The sequence below is a fragment of the Paenibacillus beijingensis genome (assembly GCF_000961095.1).
Lineage (GTDB): Bacteria > Bacillota > Bacilli > Paenibacillales > Paenibacillaceae > Paenibacillus_O > Paenibacillus_O beijingensis.
In genome coordinates, this window is record NZ_CP011058.1 from 1,081,837 (window position 1) to 1,102,254 (window position 20,418).

The 20,418-nt window shown below is 54.0% G+C and carries 16 protein-coding genes and 1 pseudogene; 3 read left to right on the forward strand and 14 right to left on the reverse strand.

What is annotated here, in order from left to right; translation table 11 throughout:
• The first annotated feature begins 554 nt into the window (after window positions 1-554).
• Entirely contained in the window at window positions 555-1,979 is a 1,425-nt protein-coding gene (locus VN24_RS05000; RefSeq protein WP_045669512.1) for an MFS transporter, read from the forward strand.
• A gap of 149 nt (window positions 1,980-2,128) precedes the next feature.
• Here VN24_RS05000 and VN24_RS05005 read toward each other — a convergent pair whose 3' ends face one another.
• The 14 genes and pseudogenes from VN24_RS05005 to VN24_RS05070 all read right to left on the reverse strand — a co-directional run bounded on the left by VN24_RS05005 (window position 2,129) and on the right by VN24_RS05070 (window position 16,157).
• Window positions 2,129-3,121, reverse strand: a complete 993-nt coding sequence (locus tag VN24_RS05005) for an aldose 1-epimerase (RefSeq protein ID WP_045669513.1) — start codon at window positions 3,119-3,121, stop codon at window positions 2,129-2,131.
• 755 nt (window positions 3,122-3,876) lie between these two features.
• Window positions 3,877-5,031, reverse strand: a complete 1,155-nt coding sequence (locus tag VN24_RS05010) for an ABC transporter permease (RefSeq protein WP_045669514.1) — start codon at window positions 5,029-5,031, stop codon at window positions 3,877-3,879.
• Window positions 5,032-5,131: 100 nt separating this feature from the next.
• Complete coding sequence (locus VN24_RS05015) at window positions 5,132-6,055, reverse strand: ABC transporter ATP-binding protein (RefSeq protein ID WP_045669515.1); 924 nt, start codon at window positions 6,053-6,055, stop codon at window positions 5,132-5,134.
• Window positions 6,056-6,127: 72 nt separating this feature from the next.
• A complete protein-coding gene (locus VN24_RS05020; protein WP_148505196.1) occupies window positions 6,128-6,871 on the reverse strand; it encodes an ABC transporter permease subunit in 744 nt (247 codons plus the stop codon).
• A gap of 98 nt (window positions 6,872-6,969) precedes the next feature.
• Window positions 6,970-7,674: an ABC transporter ATP-binding protein gene (locus tag VN24_RS05025; RefSeq protein ID WP_045669517.1), complete on the reverse strand. Its 705-nt coding sequence runs from the start codon at window positions 7,672-7,674 to the stop codon at window positions 6,970-6,972.
• A complete protein-coding gene (locus tag VN24_RS05030; RefSeq protein WP_045669518.1) occupies window positions 7,671-8,063 on the reverse strand; it encodes a GntR family transcriptional regulator in 393 nt (130 codons plus the stop codon). The genes VN24_RS05025 and VN24_RS05030 overlap by 4 nt, the downstream gene beginning before the upstream one ends.
• A 97-nt stretch (window positions 8,064-8,160) precedes the next feature.
• Window positions 8,161-9,141, reverse strand: a complete 981-nt coding sequence (locus VN24_RS05035) for a DMT family transporter (RefSeq protein ID WP_045669519.1) — start codon at window positions 9,139-9,141, stop codon at window positions 8,161-8,163.
• A gap of 206 nt (window positions 9,142-9,347) precedes the next feature.
• Entirely contained in the window at window positions 9,348-10,451 is a 1,104-nt protein-coding gene (locus VN24_RS05040) for a Gfo/Idh/MocA family protein (protein ID WP_202967411.1), read from the reverse strand.
• Between the two features lie 91 nt (window positions 10,452-10,542).
• Window positions 10,543-11,019 (reverse strand): annotated as a pseudogene (locus VN24_RS05045) (Gfo/Idh/MocA family oxidoreductase); the annotation flags it as partial.
• Window positions 11,020-11,162: 143 nt separating this feature from the next.
• Window positions 11,163-11,942, reverse strand: coding sequence for a sugar phosphate isomerase/epimerase family protein (locus VN24_RS05050; RefSeq protein WP_045669520.1), 780 nt, complete (start codon window positions 11,940-11,942; stop codon window positions 11,163-11,165).
• Window positions 11,943-11,981: 39 nt separating this feature from the next.
• Window positions 11,982-12,830 (reverse strand): sugar phosphate isomerase/epimerase family protein, encoded by an 849-nt coding sequence (locus tag VN24_RS05055; RefSeq protein WP_045669521.1) that lies wholly within the window; start codon window positions 12,828-12,830, stop codon window positions 11,982-11,984.
• Between the two features lie 84 nt (window positions 12,831-12,914).
• Window positions 12,915-14,261, reverse strand: coding sequence for an ABC transporter substrate-binding protein (locus VN24_RS05060; protein WP_045669522.1), 1,347 nt, complete (start codon window positions 14,259-14,261; stop codon window positions 12,915-12,917).
• 181 nt (window positions 14,262-14,442) lie between these two features.
• On the reverse strand, window positions 14,443-15,282 hold the full coding sequence (locus VN24_RS05065) for a carbohydrate ABC transporter permease (protein ID WP_045669523.1): 840 nt from the start codon (window positions 15,280-15,282) through the stop codon (window positions 14,443-14,445).
• Window positions 15,279-16,157 carry a carbohydrate ABC transporter permease gene (locus VN24_RS05070; RefSeq protein WP_045669524.1) on the reverse strand — a complete coding sequence of 293 codons (879 nt, stop codon included), beginning with the start codon at window positions 16,155-16,157 and terminating at the stop codon, window positions 15,279-15,281. Before VN24_RS05070 ends, VN24_RS05065 begins: the two co-directional genes overlap by 4 nt.
• A 204-nt stretch (window positions 16,158-16,361) precedes the next feature.
• Between VN24_RS05070 and VN24_RS05075 the strand changes: the two genes are divergently transcribed.
• Window positions 16,362-18,149: a sensor histidine kinase gene (locus VN24_RS05075; RefSeq protein WP_045669525.1), complete on the forward strand. Its 1,788-nt coding sequence runs from the start codon at window positions 16,362-16,364 to the stop codon at window positions 18,147-18,149.
• Entirely contained in the window at window positions 18,146-19,756 is a 1,611-nt protein-coding gene (locus VN24_RS05080; protein ID WP_045669526.1) for a response regulator, read from the forward strand. The genes VN24_RS05075 and VN24_RS05080 overlap by 4 nt, the downstream gene beginning before the upstream one ends.
• Window positions 19,757-20,418 lie beyond the last annotated feature (662 nt).

A 20,418-nucleotide genomic window follows, 5' to 3' on the forward strand; every position in this document is an offset into this window, starting at 1 on the left:
CAGGGTCAATAATTAAGGACGTGAATTCGTTATAGTTTAGGAAAATTACCGTGCGTGCAGAGAAAGAACGGCAGGAAAAAAACATTTTAAGATGAGCAAAAAAAGGAATAACCCGCCTGTTAAAGTCAGGAAATCTTCTATCAATCTCACATCGTTGTTACTGACATTATATCACCGTTTCAAAGATTTGGAAGTGTTTTTCTCCTATTTTTTCGAAAAATGTGGATAATTCTGCTTTTTATCATCTCTATGCCTGATATGCGGACTTGATGCGGATTGCATACATCCATCTGTTGGCCCTACGGCGTTGACAGCCATCACGCGCCGTCGCACCTCCCGCAGGGCACCAGTTACGTCTGACGTTCTTCCTATTTCCCGGGAAATTCGACGGTTGCGGCTGTTTTCACGACTTCGTGTCGAAGACGATTCCGCTTCCGAAACGCTTTTTGACATTATCGGTCCCGGAGCGCTTTAGACGACATAGACGTGCTATACTTATTGAACACACTCTTAGGAAGCCAAGCCGATCCAGACGTCAAAGGAGATTCCCGTTTATGATTCATGGCGCAAGCGACATCAAACAAAAAGCCAGGCTCTCAAACAAGTGGCTCATCCTCGCCAATGTAACTTTCGGCACGTTCATGTCGACTTTGGACGCCAGCATTGCCAATGTCGCCCTGCCGACCATTTCAAGCGACATAGGCGTACCGATTACAATCGCGCAATGGGTGCTGACCTCTTACCTGCTCACCATATGCGCGATCCTTCCCGTAATGGGCAAAATATCCGATATTTTCGGGCGGACACGGGTGTACAATTACGGGTTTCTGCTGTTTGCCGCCGGTTCGGCCATGTGCGGCCTTTCCGAATCGTTCGGGACGCTTATCGTTGCACGTGTGCTGCAAGCGCTCGGGGCGGCCAGCCTCATGTCGAACAGTCAGGCTATCATTGCGGAAACGTTCGCCTCGGGCGGCCGGGGACGCGCGATCGGCATTACAGGCACGATGGTGTCGCTCGGTGCGCTCACCGGACCCGGAATCGGAGGCATCCTCGTCGACCGGCTCGGCTGGCCTTCGATTTTTTGGATCAATGTGCCGATCGGTCTGATCGGGTTCATCGTAGGCTTATTCATTCTTCCGCGCAGCGGCAAGCAGCGCCGGGTCGGGCCGTTCGACTATATCGGCTCCGCTTTGTTCATAGCAGGCAGCATTTCGTTCCTCTACACGGTGTCGAACGGTCAAGCCTGGGGCTGGTCCTCGGCAGCGACAATAACCGGAGGCGCATTCGCCGCCGCGCTCCTGACCGGCTTCGGACTGTGGGAGAGACGGACCGCCAATCCGATGATGGACTTCACCCTGTACCGGGTTCCCGCCTTTGCCATCGGAAATGTAACGGCATTCTTGTCGTTTGTCGCCATGTTTTTCACCAATGTGATGATGCCTTTCTATATGCAAAAGGTGCTTGGCTACAGCGCCGAGCTTACCGGCTACACGATGATGCTTTATCCGCTGACGATGGCTGTTATCGCCCCTTTTTCCGGGTGGCTGTCGGACCGGATCGGTTCAAGTCTTCTCACCACGCTCGGCCTGTCGGTGAACGCGCTCGGCTTCGGACTGCTCACCACACTTTCGACACACGAGAGTCCCTGGGCCGTCGGGCTGCACTTGTGTCTGTTCGGTCTCGGCGGCGGACTGTTTCAGTCGCCCAACAATTCCAGCGTGCTTGGCTCCGTGCCGCCGGCGAAGCTGGGTACGGCGGGCGGGCTGAACGCGCTGGTGCGCAACGTCGGTATGGTCCTCGGCACTTCCTTTTCCGTCTCGCTTTATTCGACACGGCTGTACCACTTGTCGGACGGAAGCCCGGCGCCGGCGGCAGAAGCAATGATGGCCAGCCTTCATACTGTTTTTTGGACGGCCATGGGAATTTGTCTGCTGGCGCTGCTCGTGTCCACAAGACGGCTGTTCATCCAAAAAATATAACAGTGGAGAAGGGCCGCCAGCTGACCGAGGAAGCGGACGTCATGCTCACCCAGCTGGCCCTGACGCAAAAAAACGGATCGAACGGATCGTTCCAACGACGGGAACGAATCCGAGCGATCCGTTTTGCATGAAATGAGAGCAGTTCAGAGCTATTTCATATACAAACGCCCGACTTCCTCCCATATTTCGCCCGGAGCGAGCGAAAACAATCCGATTTCGTCGGCCGGCAGGTCGGTATTCGGAGCGTTAACGAGATTGATTTGCGGCTCGGGACAGAAGAAGCCTTCGGTGGCGGAGTTGTTCCAGAACATCCACTGCTTGTACGAGGTGCCGACATCGTACACAAGCGTAATTCCGAGTCTGATGTCCGTCAGCTCCATCCGGTTGCGGCCGTTGCGGGGAACCGCGGTATAATGATTGTCCATCGCTTCGTAAAACGGATATATGCCCTCGTCCCGAAGCAGTTCCTCCTGCAATGAAAGCGGCTGTAATATTCCGGTCGGCAGTTTGCGTTCATTCAGCTCCCAGCGGCTGCCGATCGTCAGCTTGACGCGGTAGTCCTGAGCTCTGCTCCCCGGGACAAACGGCGCATTGATTGCGGTATGAAAGGCAAGCAGACAGGGCATCGTTTCTTCGCCATAGTTGCGGATCTTCAGGTGCTGGCACAGTCCGTCCGCGCTGAGGCTGTAGCGAAGCTGGATTTTGAAGCGGAACGGCAGGTAGCGGTAGACGGGATGATGCTCATCGACGTTCAGAGCGACGACGACAAAACTTTCGCGGCCGCTGTGGCCGTACTGTTCCATTTCCCAAGGGATCCCGTGCACGAAACCGTGCAGACGGTTGCCGGTCTCCGGTTCATTAACGGGAAGCTGGTACATCTTGCCGTTCCAAGGAAACTTTCCGTCTTCATAGCGGTTCGGCGGAAACAGCACCGGAATTCCCCATACGCCCGGATTTTGCCTGAACCTCTCCATTTCGCCCATTTCGGGTTCGCGCAAAAAACGGTAACCGCTTTCCACATCGCGAAATGCGATCAGGTTGCCGCCGATTTCGGGAAGCATGACCGCCTCATACCGGTCCGCCCGCAAATAAATCGCTCTATCGCCCTGGTATATCCCCTCAAAAGCGCTGCACTGACTCATTGTCCCAATCTCCTTTCTTCCCGATCTACTTTAGAGTATCACACTCCGGGACGATGTTCCATGAAAGCTGCGCAGCCTCCGAAAAAAGCAATAAGCGCGGAAGATTGCTCTCCGCGCTCCGGTTTCATGTCCCGTGTTTGACTTAGTCATGGTCTTGGTCTTGCTCTTGATATTACAAGGCTCGAATCCATATCGAGCCGCCCTACTGCTCTATTATAAAACTTTGGTGAAAACGGGTGCGGAGCGGCTGGTTTGGAGTCGGAGAAGCGTCAGCGGTCGCCTTTGTTCACGAATCGTTACCCTATTAGGGTAAATTCAAGATGATTCGTGAACAACAGCGATCGGAGACCCGAACCAGCCGCGCAGCGCCCTTCCGTTTCACCAAAGCCCTGCCCCCATTCAACTATGGTGAAAACGGTGAGCGGAGCGGCTGGTTTGGAGTCGGAGAAGCGTCAGCGGTCGCCTTTGTTCACGAATCGTTACCCTAATAGGGTAAATTCAAGATGATTCGTGAACAACAGCGATCGGAGACCCGAACCAGCCGCGCAGCGCCCTTCCGTTTCACCAAAGCCCTGCCCCCTTATTCAACTATGGTGAAAACGGTGAGCGGAGCGGCTGGTTTGGAGTCGGAGAAGCGTCAGCGGTCGCCTTTGTTCACGAATCGTTACCCTAATAGGGTAAATTCAAGATGATTCGTGAACAACAGCGATCGGAGACCCGAACCAGCCGCGCAGCGCCCTTCCGTTTCACCATAGTTACGCCACCGCCGTTTTCAAAAAAGCTTTATACCGCCCCAAAGCAACGGCCAGCGCCACAACGGCAATGCCGCCGAGCACCACGAGGGAGATCCATACCCCGGCCAGATGTGAGCCGCGGATCATAATATTTTGCAGTCCGACCTGCGCCCAATATTGCGGCGTAAATTTCCCGATCAGCTGCACAACCTTCGGCATGTAGGCGGTCGGCACCCATAAGCCGCCGAGCGCCGCGCCTCCCATCGTAATGATCTGGGTAAACGCCATGCCCATGTTTTCGCTGCTGACGATCATCGCCAGCATGAGACCGATCGCCGTCCCGCAAAGCGCCAGCACAACTACGAGCACCGCAACCGCGCCGACGTCACCCAGCTTCAGGCCGTAGACGAAATGTCCGAAGCCGAGCAGCACCGTGCACTGGACGATCGCAATAAGTGCATAAGGGACCCACATTCCGATCAGATAGCTGATCGGCTTCATGGCCGTCGTGCGCAGGCGCGCCGTCATGCCGCTTTCGCGGTCGGTCATAAACCGCCGGATCATGCTGATGTTGACGAAAAAGACGAACATGACCGTATACCCCGGCACCACCTGCGAAATCGCATCGTACGATTCCGCATTTTCGCGGTGATCGTTAACCCCGAACGGCGCAGTCTGCAGGTTGTCGATCTGCGATTGCGTCCGGCCCGCTTCGGCCAGCGCCGCATTGACGCGCGCTTCCTTGTAGCCGGAAGCGAGATTTTCAAGCACCGCCCGCAGCGGTGCGATGGTCGCATCGGCCGTCGCGTCGCGGTACAGCTCCAGATTGACGCTGCTTGCGCCGCTGCCCAGCCCCTCTCCGAACCCTTTGGGTACAACGAGCAGCGCCGTTCCATTGCCCTTGCGGATCTCGCTTACCTGGTTGTCGTAATCGGCTGCCGGATGACTCTCCAGTGTATATCCGCTCTTATCCGCCAGCGTCTTCAGAAAGGCGGCCGAATGCTCGCTGCCGTCCTGGTCGATATATGCGATAGTGATGGAGCTGCTGCTGCCCATATTACCCAATATCGATCCAAACAGTACGATGAAAAGCATCGGCAGCAGTAGCAGCCAGAAAAAAGTTCCTTTTTCCTTCAAAACGAGCTTAATTTCTTTCACGATTAAACTTTTAATCATCTTTACCACCCCAGTCCGAAAAAGTCCGAAAAATAGCGCTGTACCCTAAACTATCCGTTGATTATGTTTGAAGCTCCGGCTCCAGCGGCCAAAGCTTATGTTACGTGTCCCGCAGCGTCGTGCCGGTCAGAGACAGGAACACCGTTTCAAGCGACGGCCGAACGATTTCCAGCTGCTTGACGGTCACGCCTTGCTCCTGGCAGCCTGCCGCAATCCGGGCCAATGCTTGAAGCGGCTCTTCCGTTTCGACCACCCAGCCTTTGCCCTGCGCCGAAGCCGCGCCAACTCCGGCAAATACGGGCGCCTCAACGAACGGTTCGCTTTCCACGTAAACGGCGTGGGCTCCGTGGCGGCTCAGAACGCCATCAAGCGTCCCCTCCGTCAGCACCTTGCCGTGGTCGATAATCGCCAGCTCATCGCACAGCGCTTCAACCTCCTCCATGTAGTGGGTGGAGTACAGGACGGTTACGCCATCCCGGTTTAAGCCGCGGATCATTTCGAAAATATGATTGCGCGACTGCGGATCGATACCGACAGTCGGTTCGTCCATAATAATGAGCTTTGGCTTATGAAGCAGCGCGGCCGCAATGTTAATGCGGCGCTTCATGCCGCCGGAAAACTCGGCCACGGGATCTTTCGCCCGCTCCGCCAGTCCGACCTTCTCCAGCACCGCCTCGATCCGCCGTTTCAGCTCCGCCCCGCGCACCCCGTATAACTCGCCGAAAAAGGTCAGGTTATCGAGGGCGCTTAATTTCTCATACAGCGTAATGGACTGGGGCACATAGCCGATCAGCTCTTTTACACTCTCGTCTCCGCGCAGCACATCTTTCCCGAATACGCTGGCCGTACCGCGATCCGGTTGAATCAGCCCCGACAACAGCTTCATCGTCGTCGATTTCCCCGCTCCGTTAGGCCCGAGCAGGCCGTAGCAGCTCCCTTCCTTCACCTGCAGCGTAATGTCTTCCAACGCCGTTTTGCCGCCGTACGTTTTGTGCAGTCCCTGCAAATCCACCGCGTAATTCACGATCGTTTCCCCCTTAAGTTTTTGCGAAGCAAAAACACTTCGTAAGCATAGGCTAAAGTTTTTGCGCAAAAGTTAACTTTGTTTCAACACGAGCAGCCGGTTGAGCGTTGCCGCCGAAGCGGCGATGAGCAGCGCCGACAGCGCCCACGCCGCAAGCAAGTAAGCAACGACGCTCAGCGGCTTCGGTACTGCCGTAAAGTCTGCTACGTTTCCGTTAAACATCAGAACGCTCAGCCAGCTGAACACATTGCCGGACAAACCGACGAAAACCCACAGGATGGGAGAAAGGGGCTTCAGCTTCGAAATCAAGACGCAGCCCATAAACACCCCGAACGCAACCATAAAAGGAATGGCCCCTATAATGACAAGAACGAAAAACCGGCTTCCAAGCAGCAGATCCGTAAATATGCCGCCCGCTCCCCCGAACAAGAGCACGTGATAACCGGCGAGCAGCAGCACAGCCGCATAGTAGACGAAATACAAAGCAAAAATGTACAGAGTAGTGGCCGCGTATTTGGCTCCCAGCAGTTTCGAGCGGGAATAAGGAAGCGTGATCCACCAGCCGATCGTATTCCGCTCGATCTCCCGTTTAATGCTCTGCCAGCCCAAACCATATGCCGCAAACGGAAATCCGTAAGACGCAAACAACAGCCATTCCGGTTTGAAGTTGCCCCGGTACCCAAGGATCGTAACGGTGATAAGAACTAACGCCGCAAATACCGAAGCGTAAATCCATTTCCACCGTCTGCCGGAGGAATCAGAATTGAATAAGTGGTAGTAGTACTTTCCCAGCTCATGGCGGAACAAATATTTCATGGATGCGGATTTCTTTGATGAGGATTTCGGCATGGTTGGGGATTTCGGCAATAATGGGGATTTCGGCGAAGATGCGGGTTTCAACGAATTCTCTCCTTTCATCGGTACAGCTCGCGGTACACATTTTCGACGGAGCCGCGCTCCTGCCGCAGCCGCTCCACTTCCGAAGCGAGCATGACCTGGCCGCTATCCAGAAACACCGCGTAATCAAAGAGACTTTCCGTCTCCACAATCTCGTGCGTATTCATAATGACCGACTGTCCCCGCTCCGCGAGCGAATCAATGAGCACCGCGATAATTTTTTCCCTCGATAAAAGATCGATTCCGGAAAAAGGCTCGTCGAGCACGATCAGCGGCACGTCGCGGGCCATACACAGCGCCAGCATTAAGCGCGCCTCCTGTCCCTTGGACATGCCCGCAACCGGCATCGAAGGCTCCAAATTCATCTGTTCGAGCAGCTCCCACGCCCAATCGGCGTTAAATCCGGGCAGCATCATGTGCCCCCACTCCACAGCCTGCGTCACATCATGGTGCGGGTACCAGCTGGCACGGTCGGGCAAGTAAGCGATGTGGCGATTAAGCGCCCAGCCGGGCTTTTGTCCCAACACTTCGATTGAACCCGCTTCAGGCTGCACCATGCCGACGATGATGCGCAGCAGCGTCGATTTACCGGCTCCGTTCGGACCGAGCACAGCCGTAATGGAGTTTTCCGGAATGCGCAGCGTGACGTCGCTCAGCACGCGCTTGCCCCGATACGTTTTGACGATATGGTCAGATTTTACGATAAAAGCATCGCCGCTCACTTCAGATCCCCCCCTTTTCGGCCGATTAACCGTTCAATGTCCTTCAGCGTGAATCCCAAGCTTGCCATCCGTCCCAAAAATTCATCGACCGCCCGCTCGGCCAGGCCGTTCCGGACTTCCTGCACTTTATCGGCGTCCGTCGTGATAAACGTTCCTTGACCCCGCCTCGTCTGCGTCAGTCCGTCCCGCTCCAGCTCCTGATAAGCCCGCATGACCGTATTCGGATTTATTTTGAGCGCCTGCGCCATCTCGCGCACAGACGGAATCTTGTCGCCCAAAGCGATTTCCCCTTTCGCAATCGAACTTCGTACTTGATCGAGGACCTGTTCGTATAAGGGTTGGCTCAAATCGAGCAAGAGCCTCATACCGCCAACCTGAACATCATTCAAATTTCTCCCTCCCCGCAATTACCCTATGTGTATTATAACACTTAGTACACGTAATACAATAGAAAAATGTCATTTTTTTCAAACAAAAAAAGCTGCCTCATTGGGCAGCTTTTTGGTCGATCATTTGAACGTTTGTTTTCGTCTTGGCATGGGCGGCATAACTGTGTAGAATCATGCCGAGAATGACGATAAACATCCCGATCCAGGATATAGGGGAAGGAACCGGTATCGATAAAAACAGCAGTTCTCCCAATAATGCAAAAAGCACTTCAAACGATTGCGTCGCTTCAACAGAAGCCAGCTGCTGCATATTTCCTCTCGCCATATCGGTCGCTCTAAAAAACAGAACGGTCGCTATAACCCCCGAAAAAAGGGCAACCAAAGCGGCTTGACCGGTTTGCTCTTTGCTCGGCATCCCTGCCGTGAACAAACCGTACAACGACAGAATAAACCAGAGTGGCAAGCTGGCAAGCGTCATCCCCAGCACCCGTTGATAGGCGTCGAGCCGCTCCTCGCAGACGTCCATCATTTTGCGGTTGCCAAGCGGGTATGCAAAGGAAGCGATAAGGACAGGTACGACGCCGTACAACAAGTCGGCCAACGAAATATCCTTGGACTGATCAATTTGCATCACAATAATCCCGAGCAATATGAGGAGAGACATCATTAGGCCTTTAAAGGGAATGGTTCCGCGCACCTTCAACGGACCGTTCTTCGTCTGGATTACTTCTGAAAAAAATGGCGCAAGCAAAGAACCTGAAATAAGGGTGATCTGCCACGTTCCGGCGATCAGCCAGCCCGGCGAATACGCGGACGCAAAACATATGGGTGCATAAAATAACCCGAACCCGACAAAGCTCCACAGCAGCCACGTTCCCGGCCGCTTACGCATCTCGTACAACAGCGGCTTGAGGTTGTTTTTAGCAATGACAATAATGAGCAACAGCGGAACCATGAAGAGATAACGCAGCGACGCGCTCCAGATCCAGCTCCCGCCTGACAATTCCATGGACCGGTTAAGCACGAATGTAAAGGCGAAAAAGAATGCGGCCAATACTCCTATCAATATCGCTGGCAAATGATTCACCTTTTTCCATCTGATTCATAATTACTTTATTTAATCGCGTTTTCATTTTATTTTCAAGACTTCCCGCAAAAAATACAGCGCAGTGTCGATCCCATCTCTCTAATACCTGCACCATTGCAGGTTTAGAGAAGAATGGACCTCCGACTCCGCTTTGCCAGCGAAACTGGAGGTCCTCTTGTGTCCTAGTATGATTCCGGCTAACGATCCAGCGCGTTTTTTGGCAGTCCCAGCGCCAGCGGGGCCGGCTTTGCGCAGCTGCTTTTCATGTCGTAGCGTCTTCCTTCCTCCGACGAGAGCAATATACCATGCATCGCTTCGAGCACGTGGTAGCCCATCTCGCCGCTTGCGCGGTGCGCCCTTCCGGTTTGCAGCGCGCAGGCCATATCCATGACGCCGAGGCCGCGGCTGTTCTCGGTGTAGCCGTGCGTGAGCGGAATTTCCGTAAAACCGTCGTGGTTCTTCCGCTTCACGAGCATCGGACCGTCGTAAAAGTTCGGATGCGGCACAACGAGCGTCCCTTCCGTCCCGTAAATTTCGATATTCGGCAGCTGCGAGCCCCACACGTCAAAGCTCGTGATCAGCGTGCCGACCGCGCCGCCCGCAAAATCGAGCGTCGCCGAAATGTGAGTCGGCGTCTCCACCGGAATCTTTTGGCCGTAGTTGATGCCGTTCGTAATCGTCCGTTCGCTTGAGGTGATGCGTGCCGAACCGGAGACGCTCTGCAGCGGACCGATCAGATTGATTAGCGCAGTCAAATAATACGGTCCCATATCGAAAAGAGGACCTGCGCCCGCCTCATAGAGGAAGCCAGGATTCGGGTGCCAGCTCTCCGGTCCGCTGCCGACCATAAACGCCGTGGCGGCGACCGGCCGCCCGATCCAGCCGTCGTCGATCAGCTTGCGGCACGTCTGAATGCCGCCGCCGAGGAACGTATCCGGCGCGACGCCGACAAGCAGCCCTTTCTCCTTTGCCAGCGCCAGTATCGCCTCCCCGTCTTCGAGGGAGACGGCCAGCGGTTTCTCGCCGTACGTATGTTTGCCCGCCCGCAGCGCTTGCAGATGAATGTCCGCATGGGCGGCCGGAATCGTCAAGTTGATAACGAGCTCGATCTCCGGATCGGCCAGCAGCTCATCCACCCCGCAAGCTTTCGCGATGCCGAACTCTTCCGCTCTCGCTTTCGCTTTCTGCTCGTCCATATCGGCGCAGGCGACGATGTCGAGAATGTCGAATTTGCGACCCGCTTCGAAATAGATCGGACTGATGTTGCCGCAGCCGATAATGCCGACTTTCATTTTTTTCACAGGTGATGAACCTCCTTAACGACCGATGTGCTTTCATCGCTCACAACGGCTATTTTGCTAATTTTGTTGCCAGCCCCGTAACGACAGTATATCAGACAGATATCGGCAGAAGCTCGATCGCTTGCCCGGTTTCGGCGGACTTGTACACCGCTTCAAGAATTTGCGTGATGACGAAAGCCTGCTCCGGCTTCACGACAGGCTCCGAATCGTTTAGAATGGCGTCGATCCAGTGCTCGGCTTCCGCCACGCCCACTTTCCCCCAATAGGTGTCGGCGCCCCCGGCTCCCGCAGCGGCGCCGGCCTTCCCCGGCTCCGTTTGCGTTTCGATGAACTGGTTGTATTTCGTGGAGTTAATACGGACAAAGCCGGTGCCCGCGTAAGCGTCGCCGAACATTTCCGCGCCGGCATCCGTTCCGCATAAGGTGACCTGCGCTTCCTTGCCGCCCAGCATATTGAGCGCCCACGACGATTCGATATAGATGGTCGCTCCGTTCTCCATCTTGACGAATCCGAACGCCGAATCTTCCACCTCATAGGTGTCCGGGTCCCACGGCCCGAAAATATTCGCTTCATACCGTTCCAATGCGATATCGCAAAAAGCGGTAAGTTCTACTTTGTCCGCAAGTTTCGCCAGCGACGGAAGATGCTTCGAATTTGCGATTCCGCCACAGCCGATAATTCCGATTTTTAGCTTTTTCATGTCTCTGCTCCTTAACGCTGCAAAATATTCCGGCGGATCCAGTCCATACTCGTTTCCATTGCCTGAAACGGCGGGTTTTGCGTGTAGTCCTGCTCATAGATCAGCCACTCGGCGCCGGCTTCGGAAGCGGCAGCCGCCACCTTGGTCAAGTTCACCTCGCCTTTGCCAAGCTCGACCGTGAGGGCCGATCCGTCCGGCTGCACGGCCACGTCCTTCAAGTGCACCATCTGCACTCTTCCCGCATATTTGCGGATATAGCAGGCCGGGTCGTACCCGCCGTAATGAATCCAGCCTGCATCCAGCTCGGCCTTGACGTAATCGGACGAAATCGTGTCCAGCAGCACATCCAGCGACGGACATCCGCCGATCTGCTCGCGCAGCTCGAAATCATGGTTATGGTAGCACAGACCGATCCCTTGTTCCGCGCACCGCTCGCCGGCCCTTGCCAAATCCTCCATGCTTTGCGCCCAGGCGGATTCGGTATCGCGCCGCCACTGCTCCATCAAGGAAAAGACGACATACGGGCAGCCGAGCTCCTTGCTGAACTCGATTTCACGGTCCAGCTGATCGGTAATCGCCCCATAAGAGCCGAGATGCCGGGCAATCGGCGCCAAGCCGAAATCGGCGAGCATCGCTCTTATTTTCGCGGCCGGAACGCCGTCATACGTGACATGGGAAAATTCGACGCCCTGAAATCCTTGTTCCGCTGCTTTTTGCAGCGTGTTTTCGATGCTTTTGTCCATTTCGCTGCGCAGCGTCCACAGCTGAACGCCCAGTTTCCAAGTTGACATTCGCTGCCTCCAAGCGTTTCATCTTTCTGTTGACTTGCCCTACCGATTCATGATGGCGGTCAGATTGCGGAAGCTCCGCTCCACGCTTTCCAGCTGGTTGCCCAAGCATTGATCCTGCTCGACAAAAATCGTTTTCACGTGGCCCATCTTGCGCGCCGCATCGATGATTCCAGCAATATCCATGACGCCTTCGCCGATCTCGGCAAAATCTTCCGGTTTGACAACGCTGAAGATCCGCTCCACGGTCAGATGCTCGTCATGCCCGACCAGCTCAAACAAATTGACCGGCTGCACCGAAGCAGGCAGATCCTTCTGGTGAATCTTGTCGCAGCGGCTGCCAAGCTTGGTTAAATACTCGATCGGATCGATCCCGGCACGCAGCGCCCAATACGTGTCGAATTCAAATTTAACGGCGCTCGGGTCCGTATGCTCCAGCAGCAAATCCATGACGCTTTGGCCTTCGAACTGCTGGAATTCATTGTAGTGATTGTGAAAATAAAAGTCGAGGCCGCTGCTTTTGCATTTGTCTCCGTAGCCGTTCATCGCTTCGCTGAAGGCGAGCACCTCGCCTTTGTCTTTGAAGGTCATCAGCGGACAGACGATGGCGCCGCTGCCGATTTCCAGATTGTAGGCAATCACTTCATCCAGGTCTGCCTTGTCGATCGGGCCGACATGGGAAGCCGCAACGCTAAGTCCCAGCTCGTCCAGCATCTTCTTCAGCTCGGCGGACTTGATGTTGCCCCCCTGTTCCAATCCCGCCTCGACGTTATGAATGGCGATCTCCAGCTGTTTGAAGCCGATCGCGGCCACTTTTTGCAAGGTGCCGTAGTAGTCTTTCTGCAGTTCGTCGCGTACCGAATATAATTGCAATCCAATGTCAATGCTCATCAATAACCCTCCCGATCATTCGCTTATCCCAATATTCTTTGACCCAAGAGAGCAAGCTGGCTCACTTGGGTCAATGTTGTTTGTTTACTTTTTACTCTTGAGCTTGTCCCACGATGACTGGAACTCTGCAAGCACCTGTTCGTGGGTCGTCAATTTGCCGGCCGCGTATTTCTGGAGCGTTGCCCCGAACTCGAACGGCATGCTCTCAGCCGGATATTTGTTCACTTCATTCGGTAGCACTTTTCCTGCTTTGACATATTCCTGAACACTGTCACCCAGATCGCCAATCACGCCCGGTTTCGCTTCGAATGTCTTGAACGCCGGGATCAGCTTGAACTCTTCCGTAATATACTTTCTTCCCGTCTCCGAGGTGACCAGCCAGTTCAGAAACTCTTTCGCCTCTTCTTTCACCGGGGAGTTTTTGCTGATGACCCAGTAGCTTGGCACGCTGACGAAAATGTTGTCGTTCAGCTTGGCGTCGTCGTTGATCGGCATCGGCATGACCCCCAGGTTCAAATCCGGATTGACCGCGTCGATGAGGGGCTGACTGCAGTTGCAGCCGGTTGTGATCGCTCCCTTTTGGTTGGCGAAGTTGGTCACCTGCGTATTGTAATCGACCGTGAGCGGGTTGGATTCGGCATTTTTGATTTCGAGATCGACCTGGTTCATCCAGTCTTTAAACGTCTGGTTATCGGATATTTTGGCCGTTCCGTCATTGAGCTCGCTCATAAACTTGTCGGGATCGGCTTGCTTGGCGAACGGGTTGTTGGCCGCAAACACGCCCGGGTTATACGAGGAGCCGTATGGCGTAACGAAAGCGGAAATTCCAGCCGCTTTCAGCTTGGCGACCGCATCCTTCAATCCCGTCAACGTCGTCGGCACTTCCGTGATGCCGGCTTTGGCGAACAAATCCTTGTTATAGAGGAAGCCGACGCCTTCAACCGTCAGCGGAAGACCGTATATGTTGCCGTCTTTCGTGATGCCCGGTTTCGTCATGTCGAGCATATCGTTTACCCAAGGCTGATCGGATAAATCCTCAATATTATCCGCCCACAAATTTAAATCCCTGTCGCCGCCGATGGAGAAAATATCCGGCATCTCGCCGGCCGCGAATTTCGCTTTAATCGATGTTGCATAGCTGTCGCTAAGCGATGAATCGACCTCCAGCTTAACCCCGGGATGAGTCGCCTCATATTCATCTTTCAATTTGTTCAACGCTTCGTTAATCTCCACTTTCGACTGGAAAATTTTCAGCGTGACGTTTTTCTTTGTCCCTTCCGACTGAGAAGCGCTGCCCGCAGCCCCGGTTCCCGTTTCCTTTGGCGCGTTGCCGGAATTTTGGCCGCTTGCGCAGCCGGCCAGCGCTACCGACACGATCGCCGACAGAGCCGCAGCACGAAACCATTTGCCTGACATGAGTCCCTTGTTCATCCTTTAAACCCTCCCCTGTAATTTACCCGATGGAAAATGAACTGTCGTTCGTACACGATCAACTATAAGCAAATGTCAGCTTTCCTTACACCTACGGATTTGTAAATTGGGGTGGACAATTTTGTCCTGTTTCCCTTACCGCAACATTCATCGTGGAGCAGGCCTCGATTAGGATATTTTCTCACCCCTTCACGCTGCCGCTTGTAATGCCTTCGATAATTCTCCGCTGCAGGAAGAGAAAGAAGACGACGGCCGGAGCGATTCCCATCACCAGCGCCGCGAGCGCGAGGTCCCACTTCGTCATAAATTGCCCGATCAAAGAATTAATCGCCAGTTGAACCGTCCGGTCTTCGGGGTTGTGAAGCAGCAGCAGCGGCAGCAGAAAATCGTTCCAGAACCAGAGCGTATTGAGCAGAATGACGGTAACGGTTATCGGCTTCAGAAGCGGCAGTACGATCCGCCAAAACAGCCCGAGCGGCGTACAGCCGTCGATCAGCGCCGATTCCTCGATTTCATACGGAATGGATTTTACGAACCCGTGAAAGAGGAACGTGGAGAAGGCGATTCCAAGCCCGCAATACGTGAAGATCACGCCGGCGAGCGTGTTGATTAGCCCTGTCGCGCGGATGACTTGCACAAGCGGGATCATGACCGCCTGAAACGGGATGACCATCGATGCGACAAACAAGCCGAACATCAGCCGGTTGAAGCCGTTCGGGCGGCGCACCATCCGGTGGGCGGCCATCGCGGTAATGAGCGTTAAGCCGAGATTGCTGAACACGGTAATGACAAGCGAATTGTAAAGCGCCCGCGGAAATTTGAGCACATCCCACGCCTTCACGAAATTGTCCCACGTGAAATGCCGCGGGAAAGCGGCCGTATGGCTTAAAATTTCACTGGGCGGCTTGAACGAATTCACCAGTGCGAAATAGAACGGAACGAGAAACAGAAGCGCCGTCAAAGCAGCAACCGATTCGCCGATAAAAAGCTTGTATGAGAGCGCGCGTCTGCCGGCTTTCACATGCTCACCTCCCGTTTTTTGGTCCAATAGACTTGGATCGATGTAATGATGACGACAGCGGCGAACAAGAGGATCGCTTTGGCCGAGCCGAGCCCGTAATTATTGTCGGTAAAAGCTTCGATAAAAATGTTCATGGCGACCGATTCGCTAGAGTTGTAAGGTCCGCCGCCCGTCAGCGAATAGTTCACATCGTACATTTTGAATACGCCGTTGATCGTAAAGAACAGGCATACCGTAATGGACGGCATCATGAGCGGAAGCACGATCCGCGTCAGCGAATGCCACGGCGTGGCGCCGTCGAGAAGCGCCGCTTCTCTGACTTCACCGGGCAGGTTGGACAAGCCGGCGATATAAATGACCATGACGTAACCGATTCCCTGCCATACGCTGACCATGACGATTCCCCAGAAAGCGGTCGTCTCCGTACCGAGCCAAGCAAGCTTGAAGAATGAAAGACCGGTCAGCTCACCCAAAGCCGCAAATCCTTTCGTGAAAATAAACTTCCAGACAAACCCGAGCACCAGCCCGCCGAGCACATTCGGAATGAAGAAGATCGTCCGGTACGCATTCCGCAGCTTTAGCTTCTGGACCAGCAAGTAAGCGAGCGCAAATCCGAGCACGTTCGTCAGCACCGTAATGACCACCATGATTTTGGCCGTAAACCAGAACGATTGGATGAACCGATCATCATTTGCCAATATGGTATAATAGTTGTCAAACCCGATCCAGCCCGCTTGTCCGGATACGCCGTTCCAATCCGTCAGCGAATAATAAAGGCTGAGCAGGAACGGGATAATCATCACAATTGTATACAGGACCACGGCTGGTCCCATAAACAGCAATTGCTGCGCCCATTCGGATGTTCGATTGTTCATGAGCTTGTCTCACCTCCGTATAGGGATAACTTTAGGGGAAAGCCACACAAATGGACACACACATATCTTACAAATGGAGTGGACTTAATTGACATCTTCCCTGATCCACAAAATAATGGTTCCCTTCCGCCCTTTTTTATGTTAGAATTTCTGACGCAAAATATGATTTTCATTGCACGATGCCAAAGACAACGGAGAATGCGCATGAACTGGCTGAAAAAAAGCATACGGCACAAACTCATCATCCTGACGCTCCTGTCCATTATCGTTCCGATATCCGTTTCCATTGCGGTCAATTACCACTACACCAAGCAATCTCTTTATGAACAGAGCGTTCATGAGAATACGAATCTCATTGCCCAAGGGACGGCCGATGCTGCAAGCCATATGAATGCCATCAATCGGGCCTCGCTGTCGCTCTATGACAATCCTGGTTTGTCGAAAGCGCTGGAAGAAGGAAACGTCACCAATATGGAGGAGATCGTCTTCCTGGAGCTGCAGACCATACTTCGTTCAAGCGGCGATATCGCCAAAGTTTATCTATACGCGGCCAAAGATAACCTGTCTTATTTGATGGAGAGCGACTTTCTCAAAAAAAGAGCCGGCAAATCGGAGAACTTTCGCCTGCCTGCCACGCCATATAGTGCGAATATAACGCCTGTCCATCAGAGCACCGACTACGGGATGAATCAATTTCCTTTTGTCGCTTCCGCGCCGGTAATCAGCTTTCAAAGAGGGCTTTACCGCGTTCCCACCACGGAAGTGACCGGATTTTTGTCCATCGATATAAAGCTTGATTCGTTTCGCCGCATCGATGCGCAGATGAACGAAAGCCGGGAGGATGAAGTCTATCTGCTCGACAAAAACGGGAGCGTCATCTATGCGACGGACGAGACGCAGATCGGCCGGACGTTGCGCAGCTCCTGGGTCGATTCGGTTTGGAGCCAGACGACCGCTTCCGGAAACATCGAGGTGGATAAGAACGACAATCCCGCCATCGTTTTTTACGGTAAAATCAAAACGCCGTATATGGAATGGGTGCTGCTCAAACGGATTTCCCACCAGCATTTGTACGCCAATGCCCAGCGCATTACGCTGGTCAATTTAAGCGTATCGGCTCTGTGTGTCCTCGTGTCGGTCATCGCGATCGTACTGGTCGCGTTCAATATTTCCGAACCGCTTAAGCGGCTCATCCGCCACATCAACCGGATGCATACCGGCCGCTTTGACGCCTCCATCCATATGGACCGGTCTGATGAAATCGGCATTCTTGCCCGCCGCTTCCAGTCGCTGATGGATCGGATCAATCAATTGATCCGCGGAGAATACAAGCTGAAGATGGCCAATCAGGTAAGCCAGATCAAAATGCTGCAGGCGCAAATCAATCCGCATTTCATGAACAATACGCTGCAGTCGATCGGCACCGCGGCGCTTGAGGCGGACGCTCCCCGCGTGTACGACATGGTCTCGGCACTCGGGAAAATGATGCACTACAGCATGAATACGAAGGAACTGATCGTGGAACTGTTTAAGGAAGTCGAGCATGTCCGTTTTTACCTGGAACTGCAGCGGATCCGCTACGACGGAATGTTCGATTACGAACTGGACATCGATCCCGATACTCTGCATTTCGTCATCCCGAAAATGACGCTTCAGCCCATTGTTGAAAATTACTTCAAGCACCAGCTTCATGTACAGGGCGGCTTTATTCGGATCAGTGCCTTTTTCAAAGAAGAGCGTCTTTATATTTGCGTCGAGGATAACGGAGAGGGCATGGAGGACGAGCGCTTGATGCGCATCAGCAGCCAGCTGGATTCCGTATCCGATGAAGCGGAGGATCATGGCGGACAGATCGGACTGATCAACGTGCTGCAGCGGCTGCGGCTTTACTACGGCCGTGGAACGCGTATCACGGTGGCAAATATGAAACCAAGCGGTTTTCGAGTTACGCTGATCATTCCCAAAAAAGAAATCGAGGTGAGGTCGGAATGAGAGTGCTCTTGGTCGACGACGAACCGCATGTGCGCAAATCCGTCCGCCTTTTGATCGATTGGAAATCGCTGGGCATCGATACGGTGCTGGAAGCCGACAACGGCGTTGCGGCAACGACGATCATACAGGCAATGGAACCGGAAATTGTCATTATGGATATGATGATGCCGTTCAAGAACGGAATGGAGCTGCTGGAGTGGATGCAGCAGCATGGCGGCGGCCGCAGCATTATCGTTATTAGCGGCCACAGCGATTTTGAGTTTATGCGCCATGCGATCCGGCACGGCGGAATGGACTATCTGCTCAAGCCGGTCGATAAATCGGAGCTGCAAAAGGCGGTTCGCAAAGCGGTCGACAGCTGCAACGCCGCCAAGCAACAAATGCTGGAGCTGAGGCAGCTGAGCGGTGAAATGAACGAAATGCGATCGCTCAGACGCGATAAACTGCTGGCAGAGCTGCTTGCCGGACCTGCGTCCGAAACGGTGCAGGAAGCGTTGCTGCGCGAGCTGCCTTCCTTGCGGAACGTGAAGCGCTGCACGGCGGCCATTATCCGCCCCGGCTTTGCGGAACGGGGAATGTCCGGATTGCCCGCTTCCCGGCTCCACGAGCTGCTGCTTAACGTGGTCTCGATTGCGGGCCGGGCGCTCGGCCCGGAGGAAAAGGGACTTGCATTTTTGAGCGGCACGGATATTCGGGAAGTCGCGCTGCTCATTTGGGACGGTTTGCCGGAAGCCGTATCACTCGCGGGAGCCATTGCGCAAACCTTGTCGGAATCGCTGAAGGTCCGGTGCGATATCGGAGTCGGAGGCGAGCGGGAGTTCCCCCATTTTCTCCATCAATCCTACCGGGAAGCCTCGGAGGCGCTGCGGAGCCGAAATATGCTGCACCTGCATAACGCGGTTCAACAATGGAGCCAGGAGACCCGGGAACGCGACGGCCGGTTGAAATTTTACAAGTTTGAGGAGACGATCTATCTCGCGATCCGAAGCGCGAATGCGGGGCAAATCGAAGCCGTCGTCCGGCAGTGGATCGATTCGATCCGTGCCGTGGGTTTTCTTCCTTTAAATGTGCTTCAGCAATGGAGAGAGGAATATCAGCTTTTTAAAACCCGCTTAGCGGAGGAGCTGCTTCCGAACGATTCCGGGCAGCGTGAGGACGAGCCGGCGTTTCTTATTCCGCTGCAGGAGGACGGCGGATTTTCCCTGGAGGGGCTGCAGCAGGAATTGAATGCGGATTTAATCCGGTTACAGCAACAGCTGCTTCGGGTCCAGCAGTCGGCAAATCGCAACGTCATTGGCGAAATAGCCCAGTTTCTGGAATCCAATTATATGCGCGACATTACGCTACAGGAAATATCGGACCGCTTTTATTTGAATAAAGAATACATTTCGCGGCGGTTCAAGAACCAGTTCGACGAAACGATTACCGATTACGTCAACCGGATCCGGATTAAGAAGGCCAAGGTGCTGCTTCTCAATCCCCAATTGAAAATTGCCGAGATCGCGCAAATGGTCGGCTATCACGACGACAAATATTTCAGCCGCGTCTTCAAGAAATGGGTCGGGCAGCCGCCCAACGAGTACCGCGGCAGCGTAAGCGGCGTATAGTGCCGGAATGCATGAAGTTGCCCGTCAAAAACTGTGGGACATCTTCCGCGATGCTGCAATGCTCAACTAGCACTAACTTGCCTCGTCCCGTAAGCGCCGTCAGCAGGTTAATCAGGAATTCAACCTCCCCCTTGGCTCCACCAAATACAATATCCGGCAAACATGATGCAATATTTGGTAAAATTGATGCAAAATCTGGTAAACACGCTAATCAGGCGTGTTTACCAGATTTTGCTCAGAGCCGGCGAAAGGGGCCGCGCCCCGTGGATCAGATCGTGGATCTGTGGATGAGCCCATGGATCAGACCATGAATCAGCTCGTGGATCAGATCGTGGATCTGTGGATGAGCCCATGGATCAGACCATGAATCAGCTCGTGGATCAGATCGTGGATCAGACCGTGGATCCGTGGATGAGCCCGCGTCTTCTCGGCGGTTAACTACGGCATCTCTTGGGCATCTCTCGCGGACGAACGATCCTCTCTTCCTGATCACGGTATCTCTCGCGGTCGGACTAACCTCTCTTCCTGATCACGCTATCTCTCGCGGACGAGCTAACCTCTCTTACTCCTCACGGCATCTCTCGCGGACGAGCTAACCTCTTTTCCTGATCACGGTATCTCTCCCGAACGGATTAACCTCTTTTTTCTGCAAATGTGCAGGT

What these genes read in the sequence shown, in the direction of transcription:
- VN24_RS05000 (WP_045669512.1), top strand. Translation starts at nt 555, where the DNA reads ATGATTCATGGCGCAAGCGACATCAAACAAAAAGCCAGGCTCTCAAAC.
- VN24_RS05005 (WP_045669513.1), bottom strand. Translation starts at nt 3,121, where the DNA reads ATGAGTCAGTGCAGCGCTTTTGAGGGGATATACCAGGGCGATAGAGCG.
- VN24_RS05010 (WP_045669514.1), bottom strand. Translation starts at nt 5,031, where the DNA reads ATGATTAAAAGTTTAATCGTGAAAGAAATTAAGCTCGTTTTGAAGGAA.
- VN24_RS05020 (WP_148505196.1), bottom strand. Translation starts at nt 6,871, where the DNA reads ATGAAATATTTGTTCCGCCATGAGCTGGGAAAGTACTACTACCACTTA.
- VN24_RS05050 (WP_045669520.1), bottom strand. Translation starts at nt 11,942, where the DNA reads ATGTCAACTTGGAAACTGGGCGTTCAGCTGTGGACGCTGCGCAGCGAA.
- VN24_RS05055 (WP_045669521.1), bottom strand. Translation starts at nt 12,830, where the DNA reads ATGAGCATTGACATTGGATTGCAATTATATTCGGTACGCGACGAACTG.
- VN24_RS05060 (WP_045669522.1), bottom strand. Translation starts at nt 14,261, where the DNA reads ATGAACAAGGGACTCATGTCAGGCAAATGGTTTCGTGCTGCGGCTCTG.
- VN24_RS05070 (WP_045669524.1), bottom strand. Translation starts at nt 16,157, where the DNA reads ATGAACAATCGAACATCCGAATGGGCGCAGCAATTGCTGTTTATGGGA.
- VN24_RS05075 (WP_045669525.1), top strand. Translation starts at nt 16,362, where the DNA reads ATGAACTGGCTGAAAAAAAGCATACGGCACAAACTCATCATCCTGACG.
- VN24_RS05080 (WP_045669526.1), top strand. Translation starts at nt 18,146, where the DNA reads ATGAGAGTGCTCTTGGTCGACGACGAACCGCATGTGCGCAAATCCGTC.